The following is a 13,798-nucleotide window of genomic DNA, read 5'->3' on the forward strand; positions in this document are numbered from 1 at the left end:
CGTAGATTATTTCATGCAGGAGCAAAAACAGGAGACCACTCCGGGAGAACACAAAGAGGGCAAACTGGAATTGATTGCCGTGCAACAATTTGCCCCCTATGAGGAAATGTACAAGGTGGTGGACTTCTTAAACAAGCATCTCAAACATAAAAAAATTATGTTCGGCCTGACCAAGCACAAAGGCTCGGGCCAGATGGTGATCAGTGTTTACGAGGTGGAATAATGCGCGTATTGCTGAGCAATGACGACGGCTATCTGGCGGCGGGGCTGAAGGCTTTGCGGGAGGAGCTGGCCCGCCTGCCGTTGATCGATGAGCTGTATGTAGTGGCACCCGACCGGGAACGCAGCGCCGTGGGCCACGGCATCACCATGCACCGTCCGCTGCGGGCCAGGCCGCTGGACTTTGGAGCGGAAAAAACCCGGGGCTGGGCGGTGGATGGTACACCGGCCGACTGTGTCAAGCTGGCCATTGAGGAACTGCTGCCCGATGTGCCTGATCTGGTGGTTTCGGGTATCAACCAGGGGGCCAACCTGGGTACCGATGTGATCTATTCGGGTACGGTTTCGGCTGCCGTGGAGGGTGTGATCAACGGTGTGCCGGCCATGGCCATTTCTCTAACCGACTTTCACAGCCGGGACTTCAGCCAGGCTGCCCGGTTTGCCGCCCGGCTGGTGGGCCAGCTGGCCGACCTGGATCTGCCGCCGGGCGTGTTGCTCAATGTCAATGTGCCGCCGGGACAGCCGGCCGGCGTGCAGGTGGTACGCCTGGGCTGGCGGCGTTATGTGAACATTTTTGACCGGCGCACCGATCCCCGGGGACGGGAATACTTCTGGATGGCCGGCGAACCCCTGGAGGTGGACGAAAACACGCCCGACACCGACGTTTGCGCCAACCGGCTGGGATATATCACCATCACGCCGGTGAAGATTGACCTGACCGATTACCAGTTCATGGAGAAAATTGCCCGCAGGCAGTGGTGACAGTGGACAAAAATTAAAGAACCTGCTTCCCCTGGAGGACATGAATGGATAATCTTCCAATCAGGCATAATAAGACGCGTAAAAATGTTCTCAGGGGAGGAATATTTTTGAGCCGCGAGAAAGATTATCGCCTGGACGGGCGGGTCAGCATTCATGATTCAGTGCAGGAGATGTATGAAAAAATTCACCGGGACGGTTTGAGCAACGTTTTTGACCGTTTTGACCCGCAGGCCAGAATCCGGTGCAATTTCTGCTCCGAGGGGCTGAGCTGCCAGCTGTGCACCGGTGGGCCCTGTCGCATTTCGGACAAGAGCGGCGCTACGCACGGTACCTGCGGTATAGACCGCAATGCTATGGCCATGCGGGATATGCTGCTGCGCAATGTGATGGGTACATCCACCTATACCCATCATGCCTACAACGCTTTTCGCACGCTAAAATCGACCGCCGAGGGCAAAACGCCCTATCAAATCACTGATACAGACAAGCTGTACTGGATGTGTGACCGGCTGGGGCTGGATAAGGGCAGCAGCAAAGAACAGGCGGCGATCAACCTGGCCGACTTTCTGATCGGACAACTGGCCAGCGGTTATGACGAGCCGCCGCGCATGGTGGAAGTGTTCGCCCCGGAAAAACGCCGGCAAAAATGGCGGGAACTGGGTATTTACCCGGTCGGGGTGCTGCATGAAATCAAAGATGCTACCGCCAGCTGCCTGACCAATGTGGACGGCGATTATGTTTCCATGGCCAAAAAAGCCCTGCGCCTGGGCATAGCGACCATTTATGGTTCGCAGATTGGTCTGGAAATGGTGCAGGATATTCTCTTCGGCACGCCGTCGCCGCACGAGGTGCAGGTGGACCTGGGCATCATGGATCCGGACTACGTGAATATTGTCTTCAATGGACATGAACCCTGGGTGGGCGTGGCCTGCATTATGGCCGCCCGGGATCCGGCGGTGCAGGAAAAGGCCCGGCAGGCCGGTGCAAAAGGGGTCAGGGTGACCGGCTCCATCGAGTGCGGGCAGGAAGTGCTGCAGCGCTTTCCTGTAGATGAGGTCTTCGGCGGACTGACTGGCAACTGGCTGGCTATCGAGCCGCTGCTGGCCACCGGCACCGTGGATGTTTTCGCCATGGACGAGAACTGCTCTCCGCCCTATGTAGCCCCCTATGCCGAAAAATACCAGATCACCCTGGTATCGGTGAACGATCTGGTGCGGGTGCCCGGCGTACATAAAATATTCGATTACAAGCCGCCGGAAGTGGCTGGCATGGCCCGCCAGCTCATTGACCTGGCCATAGAAAATTTCCGCCAGAGACGGGCCCGCGGCATTCAGGCGCACGTTCCCGCCCGGGTACAGAAGGCCGTGGCCGGTTTTTCCACCGAGGCTGTGCTCAAGGCACTGGGCGGGAAGCTGGATCCGCTGCTGGATGTGATTAAGGCGGGGAAAATCAAAGGGGTGGTGGCCCTGGTCAACTGCACCACGCTGGCCACCGGTCCACACGACTACATGACCGTGCATGTCGCCAGAGAGCTGATCCAGCGGGATATTCTGGTGATCAGCGGTGGCTGCGGCAACCACGGGCTGGAGGTGGCCGGGCTGTGCCATCCCGAGGCGGTAGCTTAGGCCGGTACGGGGCTGCAGGAGATCTGCCGGGCCCTGAACATTCCCCCGGTGCTCAGCTTCGGTACCTGTACCGACACCGGGCGCATGTCCATGCTGGTTACCGAAATAGCCAATGCCCTGGGGGTAGATACCTGTGACCTGCCGGTGGCGGTGACTGCTCCCCAGTACCTGGAGCAGAAGGCAACCATTGACGCTATTTTTGCCCTGGCTTTTGGCCTGTATACTCACCTGGCTCCGGTGCCTCCGGTAACCGGTGGACCGGATCTGGTCAATTTGCTCACCCGGGATCTGGAGGGTTTGACTGGAGGTAAGGTAGCTTTGGGGAACACGCCGCAGGAGGCGGCGGACGGCATTGAGCAGCACATCATGAAAAAAAGAGCCCAGCTGGGTATATAACCGTGCCGGGCTTCATTCCACCAGGCTTTCGCGCAGTGCGGCAGCCAGTTTCTTCAGCGCCGAAAGGCGCTTTTGATCATACATGATGCGCTGTTTGGCGTAGGTGTACCTGTCGTCGTTGATGTGCCACCAGCTCTCTCTTCTCTGTAAAGAGGTTTCCAGTTCGTGGATTTCCTTTTCCAGCGTGTATAAATCGGTGGCGGCGGCCATAGGCATCACTCCTCTCCTGGTAAGGTATTCAACAAAAATAAGCATTTATCCTGCGAGATAATTGTAAAATTTCTGAAAAATAATGGTATTATTTTAGCCTGAGCATAAAAGAATGTCGCTCAGGCCCGGGTGTGCAGCAACTGGTTCATTTCTTCAATGCTTTTGACCAGGACGCGCTTTTTCTGAGCTTTGCTGCCGCTCAAGTCCTGACGGTCCAGGATGATCAGGGTACCGGTAACCGGGAAGTCCATGAACATGATGTCCTTGTAAGGCTGGGGGCGATCCAGGACAAACCGGACCACTTTACTGTCGGTTGTATAATAAAGATCCTTGATCACGGGGAACATCTCCTTAAAACGTTATATCTCTGGTTTATAGATTTTACAAATTAATTATACTCCGACAGTCAAACCCGGGAAAGTGCATTAAAGAGGCATTTTTGCCGGTTAAACCCGGAAATTTGCCCGCCTGATGGTTGCGGGGCAATAAATAAACAGCCACAGCTCGCGCTGTGGCTGCAGTAAACTGCTTGTGCCCATCAGGCCAGGAAGAGGCCCTCGGGATCGATGACGTTGTACAGCAAATGCAGTTCGTGGTAGGTGGGCGGTTTGGTGGTACCCCGGCAGCGGCTGATGTCCAGGTCGAAGGAGACGTTTTGCCGGACATCTTCCGGGGTGAAGCCGGGGTGGACGGTATCCAGGTACATCAGGCCGGTTTTTTCATCAAAGCGGAACACAGCCATATTGGTGATCACCGCATAGGGGCCGCCGCGGAATACTGAACCGAAAGCTTCCTGCCGGCTGATCCATTCTCCGCCGGGGAATTTTTTCACCCGCCAGCCCGGAGAGGTAACATAATCCACCTGCTCTTTAAAACGGCGCTTTTCCTGCACCATGATGAAAACGGTACGGCGGGCCAGGGAGTTGATGTCCGGGTTGCCGCCCGAGCCGGTAAAACGCACTTTGGGGCTAAAGTAGTCGCCAATGCAGGTGGTATTCACATTGCCGTACTTGTCAATCTCGGCGCCGCCTAAAAAGGCCAGATCCACCACGCCGCGCTGTAGCTGGCCGAAGACATCAAACAGGCCGGAAGCGCAGGAGGCTTGATATTCGCAGCGGGCGTCGCCCACACTGGCCGGCAGGTGGGCGGGGCGTCCGTCCATGGAGCCCGCTTCGTAGATAATTGAAGCATGGGGAGCGGTGGTCTTCTGGGCCAGGGTGACGGCCAGCATGGGTAAGCCGGTACCGGCGAATACCACTTCGCCGTCCCGCACTTCCCGGGCCCCCGCCACGGCTAGCAGATCGATAACTTTAAAATCGCCGATTCTGGCTTCCTGATGGTTGTTCAGCATTATCTGGCACCCCGCTTTACATGTGTGCTGTATTTGTAGGAAGAATTGGCCCGCAAAGTGTCCAGGCGGCCAAAGCCCAGCTTGTACAGGTATTCGTTGAAGTCGCCCACTTTGAGGATCCATTCTTCCGCCCAGGCGTCAAACCCTTCCTGGGTTTTGGTCTTGTTGTAGAAATCGCGGATAAAAGCGCCGTCCACTTCGTAGTAGCCGAAGCAGCCGGTGGGATGGGCGCCCCAGGGTTGCTCCACGATGGCATCCACCAGATAGTGGGGGATCAGGTTGGCCGTGGGTTCGCGGCGAATTACTTCCTCGGGTACAATCTCTTCAGCTACAACAATAAGGGTTTTGGCGGCTTTCATGGCTTCGGCATCCGAATAGCGCTGGCCCATCACCCGCACAGTGCCCTGGTCGCCCACCTGCTGCACGTGGGCAATACACACGTCGGGGCGGGCGGCCGGTACCAGAATAATATCTCCCTCTTCGCCGTAGAACGGGTCTTTGGCATAAGAAAATTTCTGGCGGGGGATGACCGGATTCTGTCCCTGGCGCAGGCCGTGTTTGCCCAGCACATCATACTTGGGGTTTAAAATGTCCGTGCCCAGAGAAGCCCGGGTGGGCAGGAAAGGTACGCCGATAGCGCCGGCCATCAGGCGCATTACCATGTGCACGTGGCTGTAATCCTCGACAATCAGTTCACCGCTCTGCAGTTTGCGGGCCATATTGGCGCCCAGCTTGCCGAACAGTTCATGGCCAATCCAGCAGGACTCAAAAATTTTCACACAGCCGGCGCCGATGAGTATCTCGCCGTGTGTGCCCGAGTTGACCTCAATCAAGTGCAGGTTTCTTTTTCTCTGGCGGACAATCTCGTAAACCGCGGCCATGGGCCGGCGCCAGATGGTAAAGCCGCTGAAGGTGATGGAATCGCCGTCCTTGATCAATTCCACCGCTTCGGCTATGGTCATGCGCTTATCTTTCAAAGACATGCGCTGTTCCTCCTTAAAAATATCTTCAACAGGTGAAAGATTTGCGATATAATTAATTGAGCAATACTGTATCCGCCCCAGGGCGGTTTTTTTATGGTACCTGGTACAGTATTATATATATCTGTGTATAAATTGTAAATATTCAGCCGGATGTTTTCCCGGCGGGTTACATTTTCATTAGCTGCTTGGCAATCACAATGCGCTGGATCTGGTTGGTGCCTTCATAAATCTGGGTGATCTTGGCATCGCGCATCATGCGCTCCACCGGATACTCCCGGCAATAACCGTAGCCGCCCAGGATCTGCACGGCATTAGTGGTGACCATCATGGCCGTGTCGGTGGCGTACATCTTGGCCATGGAAGCTTCTTTGGTGAAGGGCAGACCCATATCCTTCATCCGGGCAGCGCGGTAAACCAGCATGCGGGCTGCATCAATCTGGGTGGCCATGTCGGCCAGCATGAAGCCAACCGCCTGGTGTTCAATGATCGGTTTGCCGAACATGACTCTTTCTTTGGCGTAAGCCAGAGCCACATCCAAGGCGCCCTGGGCAATGCCCAGGCCCTGGGCGGCGATACCGATCCGGCCGCTGTCCAGCAGGGCCATGGCTACTTTAAAGCCTTCGCCTTCCACACCCAGCAGGTTTTCCCGGGGCACTCTGGCGTTGTCAAAGATCAACTCGGTGGTCTGGGAGGCATTCAGTCCCATTTTTTCCTCTCGCTTGCCTACGGAAAAGCCCGGTGTGTCTTTGTCCACCAGCAGGCAGCTGATGCCTTTATAGCCTTTGCTGCCCGCCTCGGTGCGGACAAAGGTGACATAGACATCGGCCACACCGCCGTTGGTGATGAAGATCTTGTTGCCGTTGACAATGTAGTGGTCGCCTTCCAGCCGGGCTGAGGTGGACAGGTTGGAAGGATCGGAACCGGCATTGCTCTCGGTCAGGGCAAAAGCGCCAATCCACTGTCCGGAGGCCAGTTTGGGCAGATATTTTTTCTTTTGCTCTTCCGTACCGAAAAGCAGAATGGGCATGGTGCCTACCGAAGTGTGTACGGCCAGGATGACACCGGTAGAAGCGCAGGCCCGGGAGATTTCTTCAATGGTAATAATATAAGAAAGGAAATCACAACCGGCGCCGCCCCATTCTTCCGGAATGGGTACGCCCATCAGGCCCAGTTCGCTCATTTTGCGAATGTTTTCCCAGGGAAACTCGTGGGTTTTGTCATAATGAGCCGCCCGGGGGGCCAGCTCGTTCTGAGCCAGCTTGCGCACCATCTCACGCATCATCAATTGTTCTTCGGTTAGATGTAGTGGCATGTTCATCCTCCTAAATAATATCTAGTCTACTCTGACCAGAATGGCATCGCCCTGAGCTGCCCCGCTGCATATGGCGGCGATGCCCAGCCCGCCGCCGCGACGGCGCAGCTCATAAACCAGCGTCATCAGGATACGGGCTCCACTGGCGCCAATGGGGTGTCCAAAGGCTACCGCTCCGCCGTTGACATTGACCCGGTCATGAGGCAGACTGGCGATTTTGCTGCTCACCAGCGCCACGGCGGCAAAAGCTTCATTAACTTCGAACAGATCAATCTGCTCGGCTTTCAGGCCTTTTTGAGCCAGCAGTTTGTTGATAGATAGGCCGGGAACCGTGGCGATATATTGAGCTTCCTGGGAAACCGAGGCATGACCCAGGATGGTGGCCAGCGGTCTTAAGCCCAGCTCCCGGGCCTTTTCATCCGACATGATCACCAGGGCACCTGCTCCGTCGTTGACTCCGGGCGCATTGCCGGCTGTGACCGTGTTTTCCGGGTCAAAGACGGGGGGCAGGCGGCGCAGCGCCTCCAGGCTGGTGTCGCGGCGCGGACCCTCGTCCTGGCGGATCACCACCGGGTCACCTTTCTTCTGGGGAATGGAAACCGGGATGATCTCATCATTCAACCGGCCGGCGTCCATGGCCTCCAGGGCCAGGCGGTGGCTGCGCAGGGCCCATTCGTCCTGTTCTTCCCGGCTGATGCCGTATTCCCTGGCTACTACACCGCCGTGAATGGCCATGTGGCGGTTGTAGAAGGCACACCACAGTCCGTCGTGCACCATCAGGTCAATCAGTTTGCTGTCCCCCATGCGCAGGCCCCAGCGGGCCCGGGCGAAATAGGGGGCGTTGCTCATGCTTTCCATGCCGCCGGCGACGATGATGTCGGCATCGCCGGCCCGGATGATCTGGTCGCCCAGGGTAACGCTGCGCAGGCCGGAAGCGCAGACCTTGTTGATGGTCTCCGAGGGCACCTCCCAGGGCAGGCCGGCCAGGCGGGTGGCCTGCCGGGAAGGGATCTGTCCGCACCCTCCCTGGAGCACCATGCCCATGAGTACATTTTCCACCTGTTCGCCGCTGATACCGGCCCGGGTTATCGCTTCCTTAATTACCAGGCCTCCCAGCTGTACAGCGGGCAGGGGGCTGAGACCGCCGCCCAGTCTGCCGAAGGGGGTACGGGCCGCGCTGACAATTACGGTTTGTCGCAATTTATTTTACCGCTCCTTTCGCAAGATGTGTCTGTGATGCCTGGCGCGTTGTTGTGCTGGCGGAAAAAAGGTAAAGTTACGGGTAGCGTTCACCTCCTCCCGGGTGTTGAAAGGGGATGGAGTTATCTTCAGCAGCGAATGCTGCGCGGGGGCATGGTGACTTCAGCGGATTATAAAGCAAGTGTCGTGCCAAAAAGTGAGAGCGGCAGCGGCAGGTTCAGAAATTTAAAAAAGCTAGAATTTATAGTAAAAGTCAGAAATGGGTGTCTTTTTAAAGGGGTACCGCTGTGTTTAACCGGTGGACAGGTGTAAATGTTGTAGTCAGGGCCAGGTAAACATGGTGTCCCCAACGGGTATAATGGTGATGTAGTTAAAAACTTTTTATGTTGGTCAGACCGGTCGGTGGTTGAAATATGACCTGGATTCAAGGTAAAATACTATACTGGCTGAAATTGTTACGGGCGGTTAATCCAGGAACAATGTGGGGGATGAAAAAGGCGAGCACATATTTGTACCGTTAAAGAGGAAATACCTATGCCGCTGTAGAATACTCATAAAGCAATTGCCTGCTATCGGGTATGAGTATTGCGTAAAGAAAAAATTCAAGGGGGACCAGTGTTCAAGATGAAGGCGACCGCGGAGAGAATAGAGAAAAACACTGTGCTGCTGGAAGTGGAAGTTGAACCGAGCCAATTTGAGCAAGCTGTGGATAGAGCTTATCGCAAGCTGGTTCATAAAGTAAGTATTCCCGGCTTTCGCAAAGGCAAGGCGCCCCGGGTTATTTTTGAAAGATTTGTGGGTAAAGAAGTGCTGATGAATGAAGCGGTGGAACTGGTGGTGCCCGATGCCTACCAGCAGGCGGTACAGGACACCGGTGTGGAGCCGGTGGCTCCCCCCGAGCTGGAGGTAGTGCAGCTGGAGGACGGCAAGCCTTTTGTTTTCAAAGCCAGGATTGTGGTTAAACCCGAAGTAAAGTTGGGACAATATAAGGGCCTGGAAGTGTCAACACCCGATGTTACTGTTACGGATGAAGACATTGATAACGAACTGAAAAAGTTGCAGAATCGCTACGCCCGCCTGCTCACGCTGGAAGAAGGCCAGGTGCAGAATGGTGATCTGGTGTCCATTGACTTTGAAGGTAAAATTGACGGTGAACCTTTTGCCGGCGGGCAGGCCAGTGACTATACCCTGGAGATCGGTTCCCGCACCTTCATTGAGGGCTTCGAAGAACAGCTCGTGGGCATGAGCGTGGGTGAGACGCGCGATATCAACGTGCGCTTCCCGGATGATTACGGCAAAGAAGAACTGGCGGGCAAAGATGCCGTCTTCACGGTTACAGTCAAGCTGATCAAGCGCAAGGAACTATCTCCGCTGGATGACGAGTTTGCCAAAGATGTCAGCGAGTTTGATACCCTGGCCGAACTGCGGGAAGATATTGCCGGCAAACTGCAGGAAGCCGCCCGGGAGAAGGCTGATGCCCAGGTGAAACAGCAGGTGCTGGAAAAGGCCGTGGCCCAGGCCGAAATGGACATTCCGGAGGAAATGATTGCCGCTCAGACCGAGGAAACCTTGCAAAACATGGAGACCAGATTGCTCAATCAGGGACTTTCCCTGGACAATTATCTTCAGTATACTAACAGTAACCGGGATGAATTAAGGGTCAAAATGCGTGAAGATGTAATCAGCAACATTAAGCAAAGCCTGGTGCTGGAAGCGGTGGCCCGGGCCGAGGGTCTGGGAGTGTCCGAGGAGGAAGTGGACGCCGAGATCAACAAAATGAGCGAGCGTTTAAGACAGGATGCAGCAGTGGTGCGCAAAATTCTGGAAGCCAGGGGACAGCTTGGTGCGGTCAAGGAAAACCTGCTGCGGGAAAAAGCCCTGCAGCTTCTAGCCGACAGCGCCGTTTACGTTTAAATAGCGACCTCAATCATGCCAACTGGTCAGGGCAGTTTATTTGGTGAATATAATACACAGGAGGCGAATTTAAAGAGTGTCCAGCCTGGTACCCATTGTTGTAGAACAGACCAACCGCGGTGAGAGGGCGTATGATATATACTCCCGCCTGCTCAAGGACAGGATTATTTTTATCGGCGGGCCGATAGACGATTATGTGGCCAACCTGGTCATTGCCCAGATGCTTTTCCTGGAGGCCGAGGATCCGGAAAAGGACATTCACGTTTACATCAATTCTCCGGGTGGTGTGGTAACCGCGGGTATGGCCATCTATGACACCATGCAGTACGTTAAACCGCCGGTTTCCACCATCTGCCTGGGTCAGGCGGCCAGCATGGGCTCTTTCCTGCTGGCGGCGGGCACCAAAGGCAAGCGCTACGCCCTGCCCTACGCCCGCATCATGATCCACCAGCCCCTGGGTGGCGTGCAGGGGCAGGCTACCGATATTGATATTCACGCCCGCGAGATATTGCGCATGAAAGATACCCTGAACAAGTTGCTGGCACAGCATACCGGTCAGCCTCTGGAAAGGATTGCCCGGGATACCGAACGCGATTACTTCATGTCGGCCCAGGAGGCCAAAGAATACGGCATCATTGATGAGGTGTTCGACGTTCGGAAGCAAAGGTAAAAGAGGTGGGAAAATGTTCAATGAAAAGGGTCAGCTGAAGTGTTCATTCTGCGGCAAGTTGCAGGATCAGGTGAAGAAGCTGGTTGCCGGTCCCGGGGTATATATTTGCGACGAATGCATTGAGCTGTGCAACGAAATCATCGAAGAAGAACTGAGCGAAGATATTGGTCTGGATCTGGGTGACATTCCCAAGCCGCGGGAGATCAAGGAGATCCTTGATCAGTACGTCATCGGCCAGGAACAGGCCAAAAAATCGCTGGCCGTGGCGGTTTACAACCACTATAAGCGGATTAACCTGGGCGGCAAAATAGACGATGTGGAGTTGCAAAAAAGCAACATTATCATGCTTGGACCGACGGGTAGCGGCAAAACACTGCTGGCCCAAACATTGGCCCGCCTGCTCAATGTACCCTTTGCTATTGCCGATGCCACCTCGCTTACCGAAGCCGGTTATGTTGGCGAGGACGTAGAAAACATCTTGCTCAAGCTGATTCAGGCCGCTGACTACGATGTGGAGCGGGCCGAAAAGGGCATTGTCTACATTGATGAAATTGATAAAATCGCCCGCAAGTCAGAGAACCCTTCCATTACCCGCGATGTTTCGGGAGAAGGTGTGCAGCAGGCTCTGCTGAAAATCCTGGAAGGGACTGTGGCCAGCGTTCCCCCGCAGGGCGGCCGCAAGCACCCGCACCAGGAATTCATCCAGCTGGATACTACCAACATCCTGTTTATCTGCGGCGGGGCTTTTGATGGGATTGAAAAGATCATCCAGAACCGCATTGGTAAGAAGACCATGGGCTTCGGCGCCGAGATTCAGTCCCGCAAGGAGATGAAAATTGGCGAGATCTTAAGCCACATCATGCCCGAGGACCTGCTCAAGTTCGGCCTGATCCCCGAGTTCGTGGGCCGGGTGCCCATTATTGTCACCCTGGACGCTCTGGACGAGGAGGCGCTGGTGCGCGTATTGACCGAGCCGCGCAATGCTCTGACCAGGCAGTATGAGAAACTCTTTGAAATTGATGGGGTTACCCTGGAGTTTCAGCCCGATGCGCTGCGCACAGTAGCCCAGGAGGCGCTCAAGCGTAAAACCGGGGCGCGGGGCCTACGGGCCATTCTGGAAGAAATTATGCTGGAAGTGATGTACGACGTGCCTTCGCGGGAGGATGTTTCCAAGGTGGTCATCACCCGGGACACCATCCTGCGCAAGGAAAAACCGCTGATTATGTCGGTGGACCGCAAAAAGAAAAAGGAAGTAACCGCATAGGACAGCAGGGGAATAAACCAGTGCGAAAAGCAGCGGCGGCCGTGCCCAGCGCCGCTGCTTTCTTTTGCCCGGGAGCAGGCATAAAACAAGCAAAATTTAGCAATAATACCGGTATACAGTCAAGGGAGGTCTGGAGCAGTGCGTGATAGCGGTATGGCCATTGGCAACCTGCTCATATTCGTGCAAGTTATTCTGGGAGTAATCATAGGCATGTATATTTTCCACCTGCTGCGCTCCCAGCCCGGCGGCAAACAGTCCCCGGTGCGGGAAAACAGCCGGGAGGCCGAGAAGATCAGAAAACTGCGCCAGATCAGCCTGACCGAGCCGCTGGCGGAAAAAACCCGGCCCCAGATGTTCAGCGAAATTATCGGTCAGGAGGACGGCATTAGAGCCCTGCAGGCGGCCCTGTGCGGTCCCAACCCGCAGCATGTGATCATCTACGGGCCGCCCGGAGTGGGCAAGACGGCAGCCGCCCGGCTGGTGCTGGAGTACGCCCGCCAGAATCCACTTTCGCCCTTTAAGCAGGAGGCCCGGTTTGTGGAAATCGACGCCACTACGGCCCGCTTCGACGAGCGGGGTATCGCCGACCCGCTGATCGGGTCGGTGCACGACCCCATCTACCAGGGAGCCGGCCCGCTGGGCCTGGCCGGGGTGCCCCAGCCCAAGCCGGGTGCCGTGACCCGGGCCCACGGCGGGATCCTATTTATTGATGAAATTGGTGAACTGCACCACATCCAGTTAAACAAGCTGCTCAAAGTAATGGAAGACCGGCGGGTGATGCTGGAAAGCGCTTATTACAACCCCGACGATACCAATATACCCGCCTATATCCACGATATATTTCAAAACGGCTTGCCGGCCGATTTTCGCCTGGTCGGTGCCACGACGCGCCAGCCCGAGGAAATTCCCCTGGCCATTCGCTCCCGCTGCCTGGAGGTTTTTTTTCGCGCCCTGACGCCGGATGAAATCGAACTCATAGCCGCCAACGCCGCGCGACGGGTGGGCATGCCGCTGGAAGCCGGAGCCCGGGAGCTGATCTCCCGCTATGCCGTCAGCGGCCGGGAAGCAGTGAACATGATCCAGCTGGCCGCCGGGACGGTGCTCACCGAGGGGAGGAGCAGCATTACCCGGGCTGATGTGGAATGGGTGATCAGCAGCGGTCAGTATACCCCCCGGCTGGAGAAAAAGGTTTCCTCCCGGCCCCAGGTGGGAGTGGTGAACGGGCTGGCGGTGGTGGGGCCGGGGCAGGGAGTGCTGCTGGAAATTGAAGCCACGGCCATACCGGCCGCGTCCGGTGCGGGCCGGCTGGTGGTTACCGGTGTGGTGGAGGAGGAAGAGCTGTCCGGCCGGGGCAGGCGGTCCCGGCGCAAGAGCAGTGCCCGCAGTGCGGTGGAAAATGTGCTCACCGTGCTGGATTCGCTGACCAGCCTGCGCCCTTACGATTACCACCTGCATGTCAATTTTCCCGGTGGCATACCGGTGGATGGCCCTTCAGCCGGCATTGCCGTGGCTACCGCCGTATATTCGGCCATCAAAAAGGTGCCCGTGGACAACCTGGTGGCCATGACCGGGGAACTGTCCATAAAAGGCAATATATTGCCGGTGGGCGGCGTCGTGGCTAAAGTGGCCGCTGCCCGCCAGGCGGGTGTAAAAAAGGTAATCATCCCGTTTTTAAACTACCAGGAGCTGTTTCAAAAGTGGACCGACATTCAGGTGGTCGGTGTCTACACCTGGCAGGATGTGTTGAGCACTCTGGGCTGGGCGGAAAATGTCCCAGCGGTAGCAATAAACAGCAACCTGCCCGTATGCCTGACGTAAACCCGGTTTTTGCCGGGTTTACGTCATTTGTGTCAGTTATTGCTATAGCGGTACTGCAGTCTGTATGATAGAAT

The 13,798-nt window shown here is 56.1% G+C and carries 12 protein-coding genes and 1 pseudogene; 7 read left to right on the plus strand and 6 right to left on the minus strand.

All coding sequences use genetic code 11. The features are described from left to right. Window positions 1-13 precede the first annotated feature (13 nt). From ACUVTU_RS00935 to cooS, 3 genes and pseudogenes are all read left to right on the plus strand, one after another. Complete coding sequence (locus tag ACUVTU_RS00935) at window positions 14-223, plus strand: YpmA family protein (protein ID WP_445888081.1); 210 nt, start codon at window positions 14-16, stop codon at window positions 221-223. Further along, window positions 223-981, plus strand: a complete 759-nt coding sequence (gene surE, locus ACUVTU_RS00940; protein ID WP_445888082.1) for a 5'/3'-nucleotidase SurE — start codon at window positions 223-225, stop codon at window positions 979-981. Before ACUVTU_RS00935 ends, surE begins: the two co-directional genes overlap by 1 nt. Window positions 982-1,088: 107 nt before the next feature. Next, window positions 1,089-3,002 (plus strand): annotated as a pseudogene (gene cooS, locus ACUVTU_RS00945) (anaerobic carbon-monoxide dehydrogenase catalytic subunit). A gap of 12 nt (window positions 3,003-3,014) precedes the next feature. On the opposite strand, the gene ACUVTU_RS00950 reads toward cooS, so the two are convergent. From ACUVTU_RS00950 to ACUVTU_RS00975, 6 genes are all read right to left on the minus strand, one after another. After that, entirely contained in the window at window positions 3,015-3,212 is a 198-nt protein-coding gene (locus ACUVTU_RS00950; RefSeq protein ID WP_445888083.1) for a hypothetical protein, read from the minus strand. A gap of 119 nt (window positions 3,213-3,331) precedes the next feature. Next, on the minus strand, window positions 3,332-3,550 hold the full coding sequence (locus ACUVTU_RS00955; protein ID WP_445888084.1) for a hypothetical protein: 219 nt from the start codon (window positions 3,548-3,550) through the stop codon (window positions 3,332-3,334). Between the two features lie 200 nt (window positions 3,551-3,750). After that, a complete protein-coding gene (locus tag ACUVTU_RS00960; protein ID WP_445888085.1) occupies window positions 3,751-4,563 on the minus strand; it encodes a CoA-transferase subunit beta in 813 nt (270 codons plus the stop codon). After that, the gene (locus tag ACUVTU_RS00965; protein WP_445888086.1) at window positions 4,563-5,546 is read right to left on the minus strand and encodes a CoA transferase subunit A; all 984 of its coding nucleotides are present in this window, start codon (window positions 5,544-5,546) and stop codon (window positions 4,563-4,565) included. The genes ACUVTU_RS00960 and ACUVTU_RS00965 overlap by 1 nt, the downstream gene beginning before the upstream one ends. A gap of 166 nt (window positions 5,547-5,712) precedes the next feature. Further along, entirely contained in the window at window positions 5,713-6,858 is a 1,146-nt protein-coding gene (locus tag ACUVTU_RS00970; RefSeq protein ID WP_445888087.1) for an acyl-CoA dehydrogenase, read from the minus strand. Window positions 6,859-6,879: 21 nt separating this feature from the next. Next, window positions 6,880-8,058, minus strand: a complete 1,179-nt coding sequence (locus ACUVTU_RS00975) for an acetyl-CoA C-acetyltransferase (protein WP_445888088.1) — start codon at window positions 8,056-8,058, stop codon at window positions 6,880-6,882. Window positions 8,059-8,682: 624 nt separating this feature from the next. On the opposite strand from ACUVTU_RS00975, the gene tig reads away from it, so the two are divergent. From tig to lonB, 4 genes are all read left to right on the plus strand, one after another. After that, window positions 8,683-9,972 carry a trigger factor gene (tig, locus tag ACUVTU_RS00980; RefSeq protein ID WP_445888089.1) on the plus strand — a complete coding sequence of 430 codons (1,290 nt, stop codon included), beginning with the start codon at window positions 8,683-8,685 and terminating at the stop codon, window positions 9,970-9,972. A gap of 76 nt (window positions 9,973-10,048) precedes the next feature. Next, window positions 10,049-10,642, plus strand: a complete 594-nt coding sequence (clpP, locus tag ACUVTU_RS00985) for an ATP-dependent Clp endopeptidase proteolytic subunit ClpP (protein WP_445888090.1) — start codon at window positions 10,049-10,051, stop codon at window positions 10,640-10,642. 13 nt (window positions 10,643-10,655) lie between these two features. Continuing rightward, window positions 10,656-11,906, plus strand: a complete 1,251-nt coding sequence (clpX, locus tag ACUVTU_RS00990; RefSeq protein WP_445888091.1) for an ATP-dependent Clp protease ATP-binding subunit ClpX — start codon at window positions 10,656-10,658, stop codon at window positions 11,904-11,906. Between the two features lie 153 nt (window positions 11,907-12,059). Further along, window positions 12,060-13,724, plus strand: coding sequence for an ATP-dependent protease LonB (gene lonB / locus ACUVTU_RS00995; protein WP_445888148.1), 1,665 nt, complete (start codon window positions 12,060-12,062; stop codon window positions 13,722-13,724). Window positions 13,725-13,798 lie beyond the last annotated feature (74 nt).

The organism is Desulfurispora sp., from assembly GCF_052744395.1.

Coding starts and splice junctions, on each gene's coding strand:
- ACUVTU_RS00935 (WP_445888081.1), top strand. CDS start 14: ATGCAGGAGCAAAAACAGGAGACCACTCCGGGAGAACACAAAGAGGGC.
- surE (WP_445888082.1), top strand. CDS start 223: ATGCGCGTATTGCTGAGCAATGACGACGGCTATCTGGCGGCGGGGCTG.
- ACUVTU_RS00950 (WP_445888083.1), bottom strand. CDS start 3,212: ATGGCCGCCGCCACCGATTTATACACGCTGGAAAAGGAAATCCACGAA.
- ACUVTU_RS00960 (WP_445888085.1), bottom strand. CDS start 4,563: ATGCTGAACAACCATCAGGAAGCCAGAATCGGCGATTTTAAAGTTATC.
- ACUVTU_RS00965 (WP_445888086.1), bottom strand. CDS start 5,546: ATGTCTTTGAAAGATAAGCGCATGACCATAGCCGAAGCGGTGGAATTG.
- ACUVTU_RS00970 (WP_445888087.1), bottom strand. CDS start 6,858: ATGCCACTACATCTAACCGAAGAACAATTGATGATGCGTGAGATGGTG.
- tig (WP_445888089.1), top strand. CDS start 8,683: ATGAAGGCGACCGCGGAGAGAATAGAGAAAAACACTGTGCTGCTGGAA.
- clpX (WP_445888091.1), top strand. CDS start 10,656: ATGTTCAATGAAAAGGGTCAGCTGAAGTGTTCATTCTGCGGCAAGTTG.
- lonB (WP_445888148.1), top strand. CDS start 12,060: ATGGCCATTGGCAACCTGCTCATATTCGTGCAAGTTATTCTGGGAGTA.